Source organism: Pseudomonas sp. PvP025 (genome assembly GCF_017832155.1).
Classification (GTDB): Bacteria; Pseudomonadota; Gammaproteobacteria; order Pseudomonadales; family Pseudomonadaceae; genus Aquipseudomonas.
Map to the genome: position 1 here is coordinate 4,248,915 of NZ_JAFIBJ010000001.1, position 15,806 is coordinate 4,264,720.

14 protein-coding genes are annotated in these 15,806 nt (G+C 60.5%); 3 read left to right on the top strand and 11 right to left on the bottom strand.

Features of this window, described 5'->3' with window-relative positions:
• Positions 1–306: 306 nt before the first annotated feature.
• The 4 genes from tcyN to JOE32_RS18530 form a co-directional block, all read right to left on the bottom strand.
• Entirely contained in the window at positions 307–1,053 is a 747-nt protein-coding gene (gene tcyN, locus JOE32_RS18515) for an L-cystine ABC transporter ATP-binding protein TcyN (RefSeq protein ID WP_209987243.1), read from the bottom strand.
• 3 nt (positions 1,054–1,056) lie between these two features.
• Complete coding sequence (gene tcyL / locus JOE32_RS18520; protein WP_003236050.1) at positions 1,057–1,722, bottom strand: cystine ABC transporter permease; 666 nt, start codon at positions 1,720–1,722, stop codon at positions 1,057–1,059.
• Positions 1,722–2,516, bottom strand: coding sequence for a cystine ABC transporter substrate-binding protein (gene tcyJ / locus JOE32_RS18525; protein WP_209987246.1), 795 nt, complete (start codon positions 2,514–2,516; stop codon positions 1,722–1,724). The genes tcyL and tcyJ overlap by 1 nt, the downstream gene beginning before the upstream one ends.
• Before the next feature lie 254 nt (positions 2,517–2,770).
• Positions 2,771–3,766, bottom strand: coding sequence for a D-cysteine desulfhydrase (locus tag JOE32_RS18530; protein ID WP_209987249.1), 996 nt, complete (start codon positions 3,764–3,766; stop codon positions 2,771–2,773).
• A 166-nt stretch (positions 3,767–3,932) separates the two neighbouring features.
• Here JOE32_RS18530 and epsC point away from each other — a divergent pair, with 166 nt between their 5' ends.
• The 3 genes from epsC to mgrA all read left to right on the top strand — a co-directional run bounded on the left by epsC (position 3,933) and on the right by mgrA (position 8,316).
• On the top strand, positions 3,933–4,859 hold the full coding sequence (gene epsC, locus JOE32_RS18535; protein ID WP_057009859.1) for a serine O-acetyltransferase EpsC: 927 nt from the start codon (positions 3,933–3,935) through the stop codon (positions 4,857–4,859).
• A 348-nt stretch (positions 4,860–5,207) separates the two neighbouring features.
• Positions 5,208–7,169, top strand: a complete 1,962-nt coding sequence (betT, locus tag JOE32_RS18540) for a choline transporter BetT (RefSeq protein WP_209990611.1) — start codon at positions 5,208–5,210, stop codon at positions 7,167–7,169.
• Positions 7,170–7,278: 109 nt separating this feature from the next.
• Positions 7,279–8,316, top strand: a complete 1,038-nt coding sequence (mgrA, locus tag JOE32_RS18545) for an L-glyceraldehyde 3-phosphate reductase (protein WP_209987254.1) — start codon at positions 7,279–7,281, stop codon at positions 8,314–8,316.
• A gap of 62 nt (positions 8,317–8,378) precedes the next feature.
• Here mgrA and JOE32_RS18550 read toward each other — a convergent pair whose 3' ends face one another.
• From JOE32_RS18550 to gshA, 7 genes are all read right to left on the bottom strand, one after another.
• Positions 8,379–9,581, bottom strand: a complete 1,203-nt coding sequence (locus JOE32_RS18550; protein ID WP_209987257.1) for an ImmA/IrrE family metallo-endopeptidase — start codon at positions 9,579–9,581, stop codon at positions 8,379–8,381.
• A 3-nt stretch (positions 9,582–9,584) separates the two neighbouring features.
• Positions 9,585–10,262 carry a hypothetical protein gene (locus JOE32_RS18555; protein ID WP_209987260.1) on the bottom strand — a complete coding sequence of 226 codons (678 nt, stop codon included), beginning with the start codon at positions 10,260–10,262 and terminating at the stop codon, positions 9,585–9,587.
• Between the two features lie 130 nt (positions 10,263–10,392).
• The gene (gene tauD / locus JOE32_RS18560) at positions 10,393–11,229 is read right to left on the bottom strand and encodes a taurine dioxygenase (RefSeq protein WP_209987263.1); all 837 of its coding nucleotides are present in this window, start codon (positions 11,227–11,229) and stop codon (positions 10,393–10,395) included.
• An 11-nt stretch (positions 11,230–11,240) separates the two neighbouring features.
• Positions 11,241–12,077, bottom strand: coding sequence for a taurine ABC transporter permease TauC (gene tauC / locus JOE32_RS18565; protein ID WP_209987265.1), 837 nt, complete (start codon positions 12,075–12,077; stop codon positions 11,241–11,243).
• Positions 12,074–12,853: a taurine ABC transporter ATP-binding subunit gene (gene tauB / locus JOE32_RS18570; RefSeq protein ID WP_209987268.1), complete on the bottom strand. Its 780-nt coding sequence runs from the start codon at positions 12,851–12,853 to the stop codon at positions 12,074–12,076. The genes tauC and tauB overlap by 4 nt, the downstream gene beginning before the upstream one ends.
• A gap of 13 nt (positions 12,854–12,866) precedes the next feature.
• The gene (gene tauA, locus JOE32_RS18575) at positions 12,867–13,844 is read right to left on the bottom strand and encodes a taurine ABC transporter substrate-binding protein (RefSeq protein ID WP_209987271.1); all 978 of its coding nucleotides are present in this window, start codon (positions 13,842–13,844) and stop codon (positions 12,867–12,869) included.
• 245 nt (positions 13,845–14,089) lie between these two features.
• A complete protein-coding gene (gene gshA / locus JOE32_RS18580; RefSeq protein WP_209987274.1) occupies positions 14,090–15,673 on the bottom strand; it encodes a glutamate--cysteine ligase in 1,584 nt (527 codons plus the stop codon).
• Between the last annotated feature and the right edge of the window lie 133 nt (positions 15,674–15,806).

Sequence of the window (15,806 nt, forward strand, 5' to 3'; positions counted from 1 at the left end):
TGTGGCGGTGCAGATTCAGAAGGGTCTGACCGGGAGGGGGATTTTTGCGTGGGCGCGGCGGGGTGTTTTACCCAGAGGAATGTCGACGCGCTGTAGGGTGGGAGGCTGCGTCAATGTGGCGAGCGGGCTTGCCCCGCGTTGGGGTGCGAAGCGCCCCCATCAAGGAACATGCGGTGTACCTGACACTGCGCAGAGGATGGTTTTGGGGCTGCTGCGCAGCCCAACGCGGGGCAAGCCCGCTCGCCACAGCAAGCCTGCTTGCCACAACAAGCCCGCTCGCCAGAGGGATGGGATTGATTGAGCCTGTCAGTGGGCGAGGAATTTGCTCAGGAACTGGCGGGTGCGTTCTTCCCTCGGGTTGGCAAACAGCGCCTTGGCTTCGCCCTGTTCGACGATGACGCCCTTGTCGAAAAAGATCACCCGGTTGGCCACATCGCGGGCAAAGCTCATTTCGTGGGTGACGATGACCAGGGTGCGGTTTTCTTCGGCGAGGCTGCGAATGGTCGCCAGCACTTCACCCACCAGTTCGGGGTCGAGGGCCGAGGTAGGTTCGTCGAACAGAATCACCTCCGGTTCCATGGCCAGCGCCCGTGCAATCGCCACACGCTGTTGCTGACCACCGGACAGGCGCCGTGGGTAGGCGTCTTCCTTGCCCGCCAGGCCAACTTTGGCCAGCAGCTTGCGACCCAGCTCGGTGGCGGCTTCGCGTGGCATCTTCTTGACCACGATGGGGCCTTCGATGACGTTTTCCAGCGCCGTGCGGTGGGGGAACAGGTTGAAGTTCTGGAACACGAAGCCCACGTGCTGGCGCAGACGTCGCACCAGGCCCTGTTGCTGGTTGAGCGGTTTGCTGCCGTCGATCTCGACGTCGCCCACCTTGATACGGCCGCTGGTGGGTTCTTCGAGGAAATTCAGGCAGCGCAGGAAGGTGGTCTTGCCCGAACCGCTGGGGCCGATGATCGCGACGACTTCGCCGGCCTTGACCTCAAGGTCGATGCCGTTGAGCACCACCTGACCGTTGAATTGTTTGGTCAGCTTTTCAACCACGATCATGCTTCAAGACTCCAGGTCATGCCGGTTGACCCGGTCTTCCAGGCGATTCTGAAAATGCGCCAGGATGCTGGCCAGTATCCAGTAGATCAGCGCAGCGGACAGGTACATGGTGAAGATTTCGAAGGTGCGCGCCGACACCAACTGCGCCTGGCGAAACAGCTCGGGCACCTGGATGGTGGCGGCCAGCGCGGTGTCCTTGACCAGCGAAATAAAGCTGTTGCCCAACGGCGGCAAGGCGGTCCGCATCGCCTGCGGCAGAATGGCCCGGCGCAGGGTCTGCGCGCGGGTCATGCCGATGCTGGCAGCGGCTTCCCACTGGCCCCGCTCGATGGACGCAATGGCGGCCCGCAGGATTTCACAGGCGTAAGCGGCCATGTTTAGCGAAAAGCCGATCATGGCCGCCGGGATCGGATCCAGCTCGATGCCCACTTGCGGCAAGCCGTAGTAGATCAGAAACAGCTGCACCAGCAAGGGCGTGCCGCGAAAGAACGACACGTAGACGCGGGCGGTCCAACTGAGCAGCTTGAAGCGCGACAGGCGCATCAAGGCCAGGCCGAAGCCCAGCAGCAAACCGAAGAACATCCCGCCCAGGCTGAGAATGACCGTGTAGTACGCGCCCTTGAGCAGAAAGGGCGCGGAGTCCAGCGCGAGTTGGAAGCCTGCTTCCATTATTGAGTGACGTCAGCGTTGAAGTACTTCTCGGACAGCTTTTTCAAGGTGCCGTCGGCGCGCAGCTTGTCGAGGGCAGTGTTCACGGCGTCGAGCAGTTCAGGCTCGCCTTTGCGCAGGGCAATGCCCGACTCCTGGCGCGAGAACGCATTACCGGCAGCGGCGGTGTCCGGGGCTTTCTTGGCGTATTCCAGCGCAGCCAGGCGGTCGATCAGGATTGCGTCGATGCGGCCGATGCGCAGGTCCTGGAACTTGGTCGGGTCATCGTTGTAAGTCTTGATGATGGCTTTGGGTTGGTTGTCCTTGAGCCACTGTTCGTAGTTGGTGCCCAGGCCCACACCGACTTTCTTGCCGGCCAGGTCGTCGGCGGTCTTGATCTCGCCGGCGTTCTTCTTCAGCACCAGCGCCTGGATACCGGAAATGGTGTAGGGCTTGGAGAAATCGTATTTTTTCCTGCGCTCTTCGGAGATGGTCACCTGGTTGACCACGGCGTCCAGGCGTTTGGATTCCAGGGCAGCAAGGATGCCATCCCAGGGTGTGGCCTGCAGCTTGACCTTCACGCCCAGCTCTTTGGCCAGGGCTTCGGACAGCTCCACCTCGAAACCGGTGAGCTTGCCGCTTTCATCGACAAAACTGAACGGCGGGTAGGTGCCTTCCAGGCCGATCTTGATCTCGCCCGCCTTCTTGATGTTGCTCAATTGCTCACCGGCAACGGCCTGGCCAAGCAGACCGGCGCCCAGCGCCAGGCCCAAGGTGCCAACCAGTAATGTGCGACGCAATGCAGAAATAGTCATGAAGAGCCCCTGTGTTTTTATGGTGAGCGAAGCAGGTGACGCAGTGGTCGTATCCTGCCTTAAAGCGCGCGACTATAAGGCCGGTTTTTAAGACTTGAAAATAATATAAATTCAGCCTGATATTCTATTTTTGAATATAGGAAGTTTCAAGGTGAGAGGGGGCTTGCTCCCGATCGTGAGGTGTCAGCCAGCTCATCTGTGACTGATACACCGCCATCGGGAGCAAGTCCCCTCTCACATGGGTCCGTACGGACTCAGTTAAATACGGAGTCATAGGCAAACAGCGCCGGTGCCCCGCCGGTATGCAGGAAGATAATCGGCCCGTCCTCAAACCGCTGGCGCCCGATGCCGTCCAGCAAGCCAGCCATGGCCTTGCCGGTGTACACCGGGTCCAGCAACAGACCTTCCTGGCTGGCCAAAAGTTTGATCGCCGACAAAGTGCCCGCATTCGGCTCGCCGTAGCGCGGGCCGAAATATTCGTCCCACAGGATCACCTTGAACGCGTCCGGGAGGGCCACGCCCAGCAACTCGGCGGTGCGTTCGGCCAGGCCCTGCACTTTCGGGCGTTGGGCCTCGTCGGTGCGCGACACGGTCACGCCCACCACGGGCAGATGGGGCAAGGCTTCGCTCAAGGCCAACGCCAGGCCGCTGTGGGTGCCGGCGCTGCCGGAGGCCAGCACCACGGCGGCGAAGTCGATGCCGCTGGCGTCGATCTGCGCGGCCAGTTCCAGGCCGGCCCGTACATAGCCCAGCGCCCCCAGCGCATTGGAGCCGCCGATGGGCACCAGGTACGGCTTCTTGCCATTGCTGCGCAGGCGGTCGGCGAGGGCATTGAGTTGGTCGTCGACGTTATCGAGGTTTTCCACCCGCTCCACTTTGGCGTCGAACAACTCGAGCAGCAGGCGGTTGCCGTTGCCGAGGTAGTTGGGGTCTTCGGTGCCGGTGGGGTTTTCCAGCAGCGCGACGCAGCCCAGGCCGAGCCTGGCGGCCAGCGCAGCGGTCTGGCGCAAGTGGTTGGACTGGATGGCGCCAGCGGTCACGAGGGTGTCGGCGCCCTGGGCGATGGCATCGGCGGCGAGGTATTCAAGCTTGCGCAGTTTGTTGCCGCCCATGGCCAGCGGCGTGGTGTCGTCGCGCTTGACGTAGACGTCGCGACCCAGCCATGTCGACAGCCGTTCGAGTTTTTCCAGGGCGGTGGCGCCGCCCAGCAGGTCCAGGCGGTTAAAGCGGTCGAGCTGTTGCTTGATCATGGTTGCGCACGGTTGCTGAGGAATGGGCCGACTATAGGCAGGCCCTTTTGCGCAGGCAACCGCCAATCGCTTATAGCCGATAGTGCTTGGCATCACACCATTGGTTCTTAAGGGCGGCCGGGGTGCATACCGTAAAGTGGCGGCCATTACGTCAGGAGTAAAGACCGTGAGTGAGCGTTCCAGTCATTGGCAATTACAGACCATCGTCAGCCAGCTGCGCAGCGCCCGCGATCAGTGGCGCACGCGCAATGGCCGTTTGAGCGGCGAGCATGGCGGGCGTGAACTGCCGTCGCGCGAGGCGGTGGCGCAGATCCTCGAAGCCTTGTGTGGTGCGCTGTTTCCGATGCGCCTGGGGCCGGTGGACCTGCGTGAGGAAAGTGAAGATTTCTACGTCGGCCACACTCTGGATGTCGCGCTGAACGCCTTGCTTGCCCAGGCGCGCCTGGAGCTTCGTTATGCCGCGCGCCAGGGCGGGCAGGACGACAGCCAGATCGATGCCCATGCCATCCGCCTGATCCAGGGTTTCGCCCTGGCCTTGCCATCCCTGCGCAGCCTCTTGGATACCGATGTGCTGGCCGCCTACCACGGCGACCCGGCTGCGCGCAGCGTCGACGAAGTGCTGCTGTGCTACCCCGGCATTCTGGCGGTGATTCACCATCGCCTGGCCCATCACCTGTACCGCGCTGGCTTGCCGTTGCTGGCACGGATCAGCGCAGAAATCGCCCACTCGGCCACCGGCATCGACATCCACCCCGGCGCGCAGATCGGCCCGAGCTTCTTTATCGATCACGGCACGGGTGTGGTGATTGGTGAAACCGCGATCATCGGTGAGCGCGTGCGCATCTACCAGGCGGTGACGCTGGGCGCCAAGCGCTTTCCGGCGGACGAAGACGGACAGTTGCAGAAGGGGCATCCACGGCATCCGATCGTGGAAGACGATGTGGTGATCTATGCCGGGGCGACCATTCTGGGGCGCATCACCATCGGCAAGGGCTCGACCATTGGCGGCAATGTGTGGCTGACGCGCAGCGTGCCGGCGGGGGTGAACATCACTCAGGCCAATCTGCAGCATGAGGATGGCGCGCAAAAATAGCCCCAGCGCCGAACACCTTTCAATTTGTGGGAGCTGGCTTGCCAGCTCCCACAGTTTGATCCGTGTCTCACACATGAGCTGTTTATCGCTGAACGTTTTGTGATCCTTATCCGTCATACAAGACCTTGGCTTGACGTAGGAATTGTCTACCACTCGGCCCTGCGATTAGTCCCCGAACGCCTATTCATGTTTAAATTGAACGCTCGTTCAAGTTAAACCGGTGGTTCGCTGCCCGCTCACAACAGGAGGCTTACCTTTGCTGAGTCCGTTATTTACAGCCACATACCCAACCCTCGGGGTGCATCGTTCATGAGTGCATCGTCCACCCCTTCCAGCGGCCTGGTGCGCATGAATGCGCCCGTTTTCTACTTTGCCGCAACCTTCATTCTGCTGTTTGGCATCACCGTTATCGCGATCCCGCAACAGGCCGGTGCCTGGCTGCTGGCTGCGCAAAACTGGGCGGCCAATACGGTCGGCTGGTACTACATGCTGGCGATGACCCTGTATCTGGTCTTCGTGGTGGTCACCGCGCTATCGGGCTACGGCAAGATAAAGCTCGGTGCCGACCACGACGAGCCCGAATTCAGTTACCTGTCCTGGGCGGGGATGCTGTTCGCCGCCGGCATCAGCATCACGCTGTTCTTCTTTTGCGTGTCCGAGCCGCTGACGCACCTGGTGCAACCGCCCCAGGGCGCGCCGCTGAACGCCGATGCAGCGCGCCAGGCCATGCAGATTTTGTTTCTGCACTGGGGCCTGCATGGTTGGGGCGTGTTCGCCTTTGTCGGCATGGCCCTGGCGTACTTCGCCTACCGGCATAACCTGCCGCTGGCGTTGCGTTCGGCGCTGTACCCGCTGATCGGCAAGCGCATCAACGGCCCCATCGGCTACGCGGTGGACGGCTTCGGCATCATCGCCACGGTGTTCGGCCTGGGAGCCGACATGGGCTTTGGTGTGCTGCACCTCAACTCCGGGCTGGACTACCTGTTCGGCATTGCCCATACGCAGTGGATTCAGGTCGGCCTGATCACCCTGATGATGGGCGCGGCGATTCTTGTGGCCGTGGCCGGCGTCGACAAGGGTGTGCGGGTGATGTCCGACATCAACATGCTGCTGGCCTGTGCGCTGCTGCTGTTCGTGTTGTTCGCCGGTCCCACCCAGCATTTGCTCAACACCCTGATCCAGAACATCGGCGACTACCTTGGCGCCTTGCCGACCAAGAGTTTCGATGTGTACGCCTACGACAAGCCCAGCGACTGGCTGGGCGGTTGGACGGTGTTCTACTGGGCCTGGTGGATCGCGTGGTCGCCGTTCGTGGGCCTGTTCATCGCACGGATTTCCCGTGGCCGCACCATCCGCGAATTCGTGTTCGGTGTGCTGCTGATCCCGCTGGGCTTTACCCTGGCGTGGATGTCGATTTTCGGCAACAGTGCCATCGATCAGGTGCTCAACCACGGCATGACCGCGCTCGGTCAGTCGGCCATCGATGACCCGTCGATGAGCCTGTACCTGCTGCTGGAAACCTATCCGTGGAGCAAGACGGTGATCGCCGTCACGGTGTTCATCAGCTTCGTGTTCTTCGTCACCTCCGCCGACTCCGGCACCGTGGTGCTGTCGACGCTGTCGTCCAAGGGCGGCAACGCCGATGAAGACGGGCCGAAGTGGCTGCGGGTGTTCTGGGGCGCGATGACCGCGCTGGTCACCAGTGCCTTGTTGTTTGCCGGCAGCATCGATTCGCTGAAATCGGCGGTGGTGCTCACCTCGTTGCCGTTCTCGATGATTCTGCTGTTGATGATGTGGGGGCTGCACAAGGCGTTCCATCTGGAATCACAAAAGCAGATCGCGCAATTGCATTCGCTGGCGCCGGTGTCGGCTTCACGCAAGGGCAAAGGCGGCTGGCGCCAGCGCTTGAGCCAGGCGGTGCACTTCCCGTCGCGGGACGAGGTATACCGCTTCCTCGAGTCGACGGTGCGCCCGGCGATTGAAGAAGTGACGGCGGTGTTTGTCGAGAAGGGCCTTTCGGTGGTCACCCAGCCGGACCCGGCCAACGACAGCGTCAGCCTCGAGATCGGCCATGGCGAGGAACACCCGTTCATCTACCAGGTGCAGATGCGCGGTTACTTCACACCGTCGTTCGCCCGTGGCGGCATGGGCTCCAAACAGATCAACAACCGTCGCTACTATCGCGCGGAAGTGCACTTGAGCGAGGGCAGCCAGGACTACGATCTGGTGGGCTACACCAAGGAGCAGATCATCAACGACATCCTCGATCAGTACGAGCGGCATTTGCAGTTCCTGCATCTGGTGCGCTGAGCCCTGTGATCGTTCCCACGCTCGGCGTGGGAACGATCATCTGCGCGTCCACTCTGGGAGTAAATTGCTGTAAAAGGGAAACCACACCCAACAGCCCAGAGAGGATTCGATGACGTACATTGCTGCCGAAAACCGCTATGAATCTATCCCGTATCGCCGCACAGGCCGCAGTGGCCTGGTGCTGCCCGCCCTGTCCCTGGGGCTGTGGCACAACTTTGGCGACAGCACCCCGATCGACACTCAGCGCGCCCTGCTGCGCACCGCGTTCGACCTGGGGATCAACCACTTCGACCTGGCCAACAACTATGGCCCGCCCTATGGCAGTGCCGAGATCAACTTCGGCCGTCTGCTGCGCGAAGACTTCAAGCACTACCGCGACGAACTGATCATCTCCAGCAAGGCCGGTTGGGACATGTGGCCCGGCCCATACGGCCAGGGCGGCGGCTCGCGCAAATACGTGCTGGCCAGTCTCGATCAGAGCCTGCAGCGCATGGGGCTCGACTACGTAGATATTTTCTACTCGCACCGTTTCGATGCCGACACGCCGCTGGAAGAAACCGCCAGCGCCCTGGCCACTGCCGTGCAGCAGGGCAAGGCGTTGTATATCGGTATTTCGTCGTACTCCGGGGTGAAAACCCGTGAAATGGCAGCGCTGCTCAAAGAATGGAAAGTGCCATTGCTGATTCACCAGCCGGCCTACAACCTGCTCAATCGCTGGGTGGAGAAAGACCTGCTCGACACCACCGAAGAACTCGGCGTCGGCGTGATCGCGTTCACACCACTGGCCCAGGGTCTGCTCACCGACAAGTACCTCAACGGCGTGCCGGCCGACGCACGGGTCAACCGCCCGGGCGGTGGTTCGCTGCAGGCGGGGCACCTGTCCGAAGCCAACCTCGCCCACGTGCGCGCCCTCAACGAAATCGCCCAGCGACGCGGCCAAAGCCTGGCCCAACTGGCATTGGCCTGGACGTTGCGTGACCCACGGGTGACCAGCGCACTGATCGGCGCAAGCCGGCCGGAGCAGATCATTGAGAACGTTGGGGCGTTGAAAAATCTGAGCTTCAGCGCAGAGGAACTGGCGCAGATTGATCGATTTGCGCAGGAAGGCGGGATCAACCTGTGGGAAAAGCCTTCTACCGCTGAATAGCATCGGACAAAGAGCCCTACCCAAGGGGTAGGGCCTGTCATTGGGACACTCCGATGATGACGCTATTTTTTGCTCGGAAACCCGAGTATTTCTGCGGTTTCAGAGAAAAAGGTTTCGCGTGCAGATCTCTTTCTCAGCTGTATATCTATCACCTGTGATTTGTCCGGAAGGTTGAAGTAACCTTCATCCAAGCTGCAGAGATTTTCCATGATATGCAGTGGTAATCCGAGTAGTTGCCTTACCTGAGATCGCGAGAGCACATCGTTTTCGACGAGCATTTTGACTCCGCGAGCGATTAGCTGAGGTTTTTCGAAGCCAAAATCACTGTCCATTGGTTCTCCCTTTACCCAGCCTCTCGCAGATCTTGCTTTCCATAGTCTTGTAGTTGTGGTGTCGTTGATGATTTCCAAATCTAAGCAACGTCTTACCATCGCAGCTACTGAGACTTTCCAGCGTGGTTTCAGAGCTAGCAATGTGTCCAGCGTGGGCCAACGAACTTCTCGCAAAAAGCTTTCTGCGGGTAGTAAAAAGGCGCTTGCAAAACGGTGCGCTTGAGCCTCAAGGAGCGCGTAATGCGAGTCGTACTGTTCTTTGGAAATGTATCTGTGCAGAACGACATGCCCAAGCTCATGAGCCGCATCAAAGCGATTTCTAATTCCGTTGGCCTTATCTGCGACAAGCAAAACATATGGGCGCTGGTCCAGCTCGTACCAGTTTGATACGCCATCCATCTTCAGGTGGCCGAGTGTGGTTCGAGCACAGACAACGCCGGCATTTTCCAATACTTGAACCACATTGGAGATCGGGGCTATTCCTAACCCCCAGGTTTGACGACATAGGCTTGCCATCTGCTCGATCTCCTCATCAGAGATCAGCTCGCAGTGTCGTTCTTCTAAGTGAGGTACATTGACTTCGATGAACTCAAGGCTTTCTTGAAGCTTGTAGGAGACCTCCTGTAACCACCCCAAGCGCACTTCCGCTATTTCACGAGCGCTGGTCGTAGCACTGACCTGCGAGCGGAAGAAAAAGGGAGTGTTCTCGTCAGTCCTGAATTGCTCTTCAAGTAGCCAGTTTTCACTGACTCCAAAAACCTCGCACAGACGTTGGAAGGCGTCAGCTTCTGGTACCTGAAGGCCATTTTCCCATTTTGAGATATTGCCAGAGGCGCGCCCCACCATTTCGGCGAGAGTGGTTTGGGTCATACCAAACGCAAGGCGCAACTGCTTGAGGCGCTCTGACTGAAAGCCCGCGACTCCTGTTCTCATGGTTTACCTCTTGGCTTTTTGCTCTTCATCAGCATGGTCTTCGATTTCTTCAGCGCGGCGCATCTTATCTCGCAATTTCACCAATTCAATGGGTTTCCGCTGAACCGCGTCACTATCAGAGTAGCTTTGAAGTAAATCGTCAAAAGTACAATTCATGTGAAAGCCCTTACCATTGAAATACGGTACGGCCATCATGATTGCGCGCGGTTCTGATTGATCTCCAGAGCGCGAAGGAGGTGCATGGACTACGACAAGCGCATGAATCAATTGTTCGGCTACGGTATGTTTGAGCCCGTCGATCCAGTCCATCTGGGTCTCTGCAAGTGACTCATTGAGCGTTTTTAGCTCACTTCGGTGTTTTGCACCGCGAATCTCTTTCTGCCAGGGAAGCACTACCGCTGTGATCCTTAAGGAGCCCAGTTCCAGCAGCACATAATTGTGCCCTTTTGGATCTGTTGTCTTGACGATCGGGTTCCATCGCTTCATTCCAGCCAGGGACTCTTGGACTAAAGAGTGCCGTAAATGCCCTCGTAAATCCTCGTGAGGGGTGTGAATCAGTAGCTCTTGAGTTCCCTTCAAGGCTTTTTGAAAGGTTTGAGGGAGCAAAACCCCCAACTCCTCAAAAAATTCTTTGTTTACTTGCGCGCGAATGAAGCCCTGGACGTCTTGTTTTGTGACCACGTAATCACCACTCACTATTCGGTAAGCGGATTTTTACGCCATTTTTCTTCGTTATGGAAGTGGTGTTACTGGTTTTTTATCCAGGCGGTACCCTTCTTTTGCTGTTTGATTGCCCTATTGTTATGAGTTTTCAGAACGGCACATCCCCCAAAATCGTCGCCCGATGCATCACTCGCCGCTGCGGCCGGTAGTCATCCACCGCGTAATGCTGGGTCACGCGATTGTCCCAGAACGCCACATCGTTCTCCTGCCAGCGCCAGCGAATGGTGAATTCGGGGCGGGTCGCGTGGGCGAACAGCAGCTTCAAAATCGCTTCGCTTTCGGCTGGCTCCAGCCCATTGATCTTGGTGGTAAACCCATCACTGACAAACAGCGACTTGCGCCCACTCACTGGATGCGTACGCACGACCGGGTGTGACAGCGGAGGGTTTGTCTTGCGGGTTGCTTCCCAGCGCGCCAGGTCTTCGGCAGCGTTGCCGAAGCGCTCCAGCGGAAAGGACTTGGTGAAATCGTGTGTCGCCGTCAGGCCATCGAGCAGGCGCTTGAGGGGCTCGGACAGCGCCTCATACGCCGCAATGCCACTGGACCACAAGGTGTCGCCACCAAACGCCGGCAGCAGCTTGGCGCTGAGCACCGCGCCGAGGGCCGGGGTGGGCAGGAAGGTCACGTCGGTGTGCCATACGGCGTTGTCGCGCACGTCGGTGACGGCGGTGTCGAGGATCAGCACTTCAGGCTGTTCCGGCACGTTGGGGTAGATCGGGTGGATGTGCAGCTCACCGAAATTCGCCGCAAACAGCGCCTGTTGCTGCGGGGTGATCGGCTGACCACGGAAGAACAGCACCGAATGCGTGAGCAAAGCCTGTTCGATGGCGTCACGCTGTTCGGCGGGCAGCGGTCTGGTGATGTCGACGCCACTGATCTCGGCGCCCAGGGCGGTACTTAGTGGGGTAATGGTCAGGCTGCTCATACTGTTCTCACTCAGCGTGCCTGCCCATGCCACGGCACCCATTTACGCTGCAGGGCGCGCAGGCCCATTTCCATGGCGAAGGCGATCAGCGCGATGACCAGAATCCCCAGCACCACCACGTCGGTGACCAGGAACTGCGCCGCCGACTGCACCATGAAACCCAGGCCACTGGTGGCCGCGATCAGCTCGGCCGCAACCAACGTCGACCAGCCAACCCCCAGGCCGATGCGCACGCCGGTGAGGATGTCGGGCAGGGCGCTCGGCAGGATCACATGGCGAATCAGCTGGGCACGCGTCGCCCCCAACGACTGCGCGGCCCGCAGCTTGGCCGGGTCAACGGTGCGCACGCCGGTCGCCGTGGCGATGGCGATCGGTGCAAAGATCGCCAGGTAAATCAGCAGCACTTTGGACAGCTCGCCGATGCCGCACCAGATCACGATCAATGGCAGGTAGGCCAGCGGCGGGATTGGACGGTAAAACTCGATCAGCGGGTCGAGGATGCCACGCGCAATGCGGTTCGAACCGATGGCAATCCCCACCGGAACGGCGGTCAGCACGGCAAAGCCCAAGCCCAGGCCGATACGACTGAGGCTCGCGCTTAGGTGCTGCCACAAGGTGGAATCCATATAGCCCGTGGTCGCCAGCAGCCAGCTTTTTTGCAGCACGGCGGAGGGTGGCGGCAGGAACAGCGGTTCGATCAGGCCGGTGGCGGTCACGGCCCACCAGATCGCCAGCAAGGCGACCAGCGTGAGCAGGCTGATCCAGCGCGTGCTCAAGCTGCGGCGCACCGGGATAACCGCGTGTGCCACCGGCTTGGCGGCGCTGGCGGGTAGTTCATAGCTGCTCATGCGCTCACCTGCCGTTGCGAAAAGACTTTGCCCAGCACGTGTTCGCGGGTTTCGATAAAGCGCGGGTCGGACTTGATCGCCCGCGCCGACTCACCGGCGGCGTAGCGTTGGCCGAAGTCCAGGTGCAGGCGTTCGACGATCTGGCCGGGGTTGGGCGCCAGCAGGATCAAGTCAGTGGCGAGAAATACCGCTTCTTCGATGTCGTGGGTAATCAGGAAGACCGGCTTGGCCGTGCGCCGCCAGACTTGCAGCAGCAGCTCCTGCATCTGTTCGCGGGTAAAGGCATCGAGGGCACCGAAGGGTTCGTCCATCAGTAACACGCGTGGGTCGGCGGCCAGGGCGCGGGCCAGGCCGACGCGTTGCTTCTGGCCGCCTGAAAGCTGCCAGATACGCCGGCTGTCGAACCCCGCCAGGTCGACCAGCGCGAGCATTTCCCGGGCGCGGATTTCACGTTGCGCCCTGGGCACACCAGCCAGCTCCAGGCCGAAGCCGACGTTGGCCAACACGTCCTGCCAGGGCAGCAGGGCGTCGTCCTGGAACACCACGCCACGTTCGGCGCTCGGGCCTTGGACCGGCACGCCATCGAGGCTGATGCGCCCTGCAGACGGTTCGACAAAGCCGGCAATCAGGTTCAGCAGCGAAGTTTTGCCACTGCCGGACGGGCCGAGGGCCACCAGCAATTGCTGGGGCCCAAGCTCGAGTGAAATGTCAGACAGTACCGGTTCTGTGGCGCCTGGGTACTGTGCGCTGATGCGCTCCAGCTTGAGCAAGGTCATCGCACTGAATTCCTTATTGAGTAATGAACCTGGCGCTGACATAAGGCGCGTAGTCCGGCAGCACGGCGTCGACCTTGCCCTGTTCCTTGAGGAACGCAGCGGTGTCGGTGATCGCCTTGGTGGTCGGTGCGCCCAGCAGGGTCACCTGGTCTGCGGCCAGCGGGTAGACGTTGCCTTGCAGCAGCAATGGAATGTCACTGGCCTTGGCGCCGGAGAGCTTCACCAGCTTCGCGATGTTGCTCGCGTCGGCCAGCCACGCTTGAGGGTCCTTGCGGTAGGCGGCGTAGGCATCCAGGGTGACCTTGGCGAAGGCCGTGACGATGTCCGGGTGCTTCTCGGCAAAATCCTTGCGCACGATCCAGGCATCGAAAGTCGGCGCGCCGAACTGGGCCAGTTCGCCGGAGGTGATCAGCACCTTGCCGTTTTCCTTGGCCACGCCCAGTGCCGGGTCCCACACGTAGGTGGCGTCGATATCGCCGCGTTTCCAGGCAGCGATGATGGCCGGTGGCGCGAGGTTGAGGATGGTGACTTTCGACGGGTCGATGTTCCAGTGCTTCAACGCGGCCAGCAGGCTGTAGTGGCCGGTGGACACGAACGGCACGGCGACTTTCTTGCCGATCAGGTCCTGCGGGCGGTTGATCCCCGCACCGTTGCGCGCTACCAGGGCTTCGGCACCGCCGATCTGGGTGGCGACGAGGAAGGTTTCCACCGGCACCTTGCGCGTGATCGCAGCGGTCAGTGGGCTGGAGCCGAGGTAGCCGATCTGCACGTCGCCGGAAGCGAGGGCGGCGATGATATCGGCGCCATTGTCGAATTTGCGCCAGTCGATTTTGGCGTTGGTGGCTTTTTCATAAGCGCCGTCGGCCTGGGCGACTTTGGCCGGGTCGACGGTGGTCTGGTAAGCGATGGTCACATCCGCCGCCTGGGCAAACAGGCTGGCACCGGCCAGGGACAATGCGGCCAGGAGGCGCAGAGGGGTCAGCAGTTTCAAGGGGGAAGCTCCTCAATCAGGCGGCCGGAGGTCGGCGTGTGAGGAGACTAAATGATCTAAGAATCCGAAAATAAATAACGTTTTCGAATTAGCTTATTAGAAGAGAAGCGAACGCCAATCTTCAGTCTGGTGCAGGCAAATGTGGGAGGGGCTTGCCCCCGATGGCGGTGGATCAGTCAGCTTATCTGTAGCTGACCCACAGCTATCGGGGGCAAGCCCCCTCCCACAGTGGACAGAGTAGGTCCTTAATTACTGATGGCGAGGATGCTCGCCTGGTACGACCCGACAAACACATCGAAGTCGCCCACTTCGGTTTGCTCCAGCTCCGCCTGTTGCGCCAGCGACTTGCGCGCCAGTTCTTCAAAGCGCTCCTGTTCGTCAGCTGCCAGCGGCTCCTTGCGGAAATACTCGGCATGCAACTGGCTCTGGTGCAGGGAGAACTGCGCAAAGCTCTCTTTGCGCTCGGCCATCGCTGCCAGTACCTGGGCCGACGGGGTCAGCGACGGGTCCTGGATTTTCGCCAACTGGGCATCCAGTGCCTGGCTGTGTTCGCTGATGCCGTGGCTCTCGTCGAGCAGGGCGGCCAGCGGCGCGATCTGTTCCAGCAGCTCGGTGGCCCATTGCTTCATGTCCACCGCCGCGCCATCGCGCTGCAGCTCCAGGCCCGGACGACGACCCTCCTTGACCACGCTGAGGAAGTTGGAGGTGGCGTTGCCGCATTCGTTGTTGGCGAACAGCGGGCTGTCGTTGAGTGCGCAATACAGCAGGAACGCGTCGAGAAAGCGCGATTCCGGCAGGTCGATGCCCATTGGCAGGAACGGGTTGATGTCCAGGCAGCGTACTTCGATGTACTGGATGCCACGGGCCACCAGCGCCTGGATCGGCCGCTCGCCGGTGTAGGTCACGCGCTTGGGGCGGATGTTGGAGTAGTACTCGTTTTCGATCTGCAGGATGTTGGTGTTGAGCTGCACCCACTCACCGTCCTTGTGCGTGCCGACTTCGACGTACGGCGCGTAGGGCGTTGCCACCGCTTCGCGCAGGCTGTCGGTGTAGCTGCTCAAGTCGTTGTAGCACGGCGTGAGGCCGGCCTGGGCGTTGCTCTGGTAACCCAGGTCGCTCATGCGCAGGCTGGTGGCATAGGGCAGGTACAGCGTGTCGGCGTCCAGCACTTCGAGCTGGTGCGAGCGCCCGCGTAGAAACCCGGCGTCCAGGGCCGGCGAGGCACCGAACAGGTACATCAGCAGCCAGCTGTAACGGCGGAAGTTGCGGATCAGCGCGATGTAGGCCGTGGACTGATAGTCACGCTCGGTGCCGACAAAGCCCTCGGTGTCCTTGAGCAGCGGCCACAGCTGTTCCGGCAGGGAAAAGTTGTAGTGGATACCGGCGATGCACTGCATGGTCTTGCCGTAACGCAGGGCCAGGCCCTTGCGGTACACGTACTTGAGCTGTCCGATGTTGGAGGTGCCGTAGTAGGCAATCGGAATGTCTTCCTCGGCCGGCAACGGGCACGGCATCGACGGGCTCCACAGGTATTCACTGCCGAGCTTGGTGTAGGCAAAGCGGTGGATCCTGTCCAGGCTGCTCAAGGTATCGGCCGGGTTGGGCAGCGCCGGGGTGATGAACTCCAGCAGCGATTCCGAGTAGTCGGTGGTGATCAATTCGTTGGTCAGTGCAGCGCCCAGAGCTTCGGGGTGCGGCGTTTGCGCCAGGCGACCCTCACCGGTGACGCGCAGGCATTCCCGCTCGATGCCGTGCAAGCATTGCTCCAGCAGGGAGAGGTGTTCGCGCTTGCCGAGCAGGGCCAGGCGGCGGTTGAGAAGTTCGCTCAAGTTGGATTCCTTCACGCGTCAGTCGCCCCAATATGGGGGTGGGCAGGACGGTCTACAAGGGTGAAGTGGAAACTGGCGTTATCGCCTGGTTTTGAGTCGAGAAGACTCGCATTGAAAAAGCCTCCTTCACTCC

Coding starts and splice junctions, on each gene's coding strand:
- tcyN (WP_209987243.1), bottom strand. CDS start 1,053: ATGATCGTGGTTGAAAAGCTGACCAAACAATTCAACGGTCAGGTGGTG.
- tcyL (WP_003236050.1), bottom strand. CDS start 1,722: ATGGAAGCAGGCTTCCAACTCGCGCTGGACTCCGCGCCCTTTCTGCTC.
- tcyJ (WP_209987246.1), bottom strand. CDS start 2,516: ATGACTATTTCTGCATTGCGTCGCACATTACTGGTTGGCACCTTGGGC.
- JOE32_RS18530 (WP_209987249.1), bottom strand. CDS start 3,766: ATGATCAAGCAACAGCTCGACCGCTTTAACCGCCTGGACCTGCTGGGC.
- betT (WP_209990611.1), top strand. CDS start 5,208: ATGAATGCGCCCGTTTTCTACTTTGCCGCAACCTTCATTCTGCTGTTT.
- mgrA (WP_209987254.1), top strand. CDS start 7,279: ATGACGTACATTGCTGCCGAAAACCGCTATGAATCTATCCCGTATCGC.
- JOE32_RS18550 (WP_209987257.1), bottom strand. CDS start 9,581: ATGAGAACAGGAGTCGCGGGCTTTCAGTCAGAGCGCCTCAAGCAGTTG.
- tauD (WP_209987263.1), bottom strand. CDS start 11,229: ATGAGCAGCCTGACCATTACCCCACTAAGTACCGCCCTGGGCGCCGAG.
- tauC (WP_209987265.1), bottom strand. CDS start 12,077: ATGAGCAGCTATGAACTACCCGCCAGCGCCGCCAAGCCGGTGGCACAC.
- tauB (WP_209987268.1), bottom strand. CDS start 12,853: ATGACCTTGCTCAAGCTGGAGCGCATCAGCGCACAGTACCCAGGCGCC.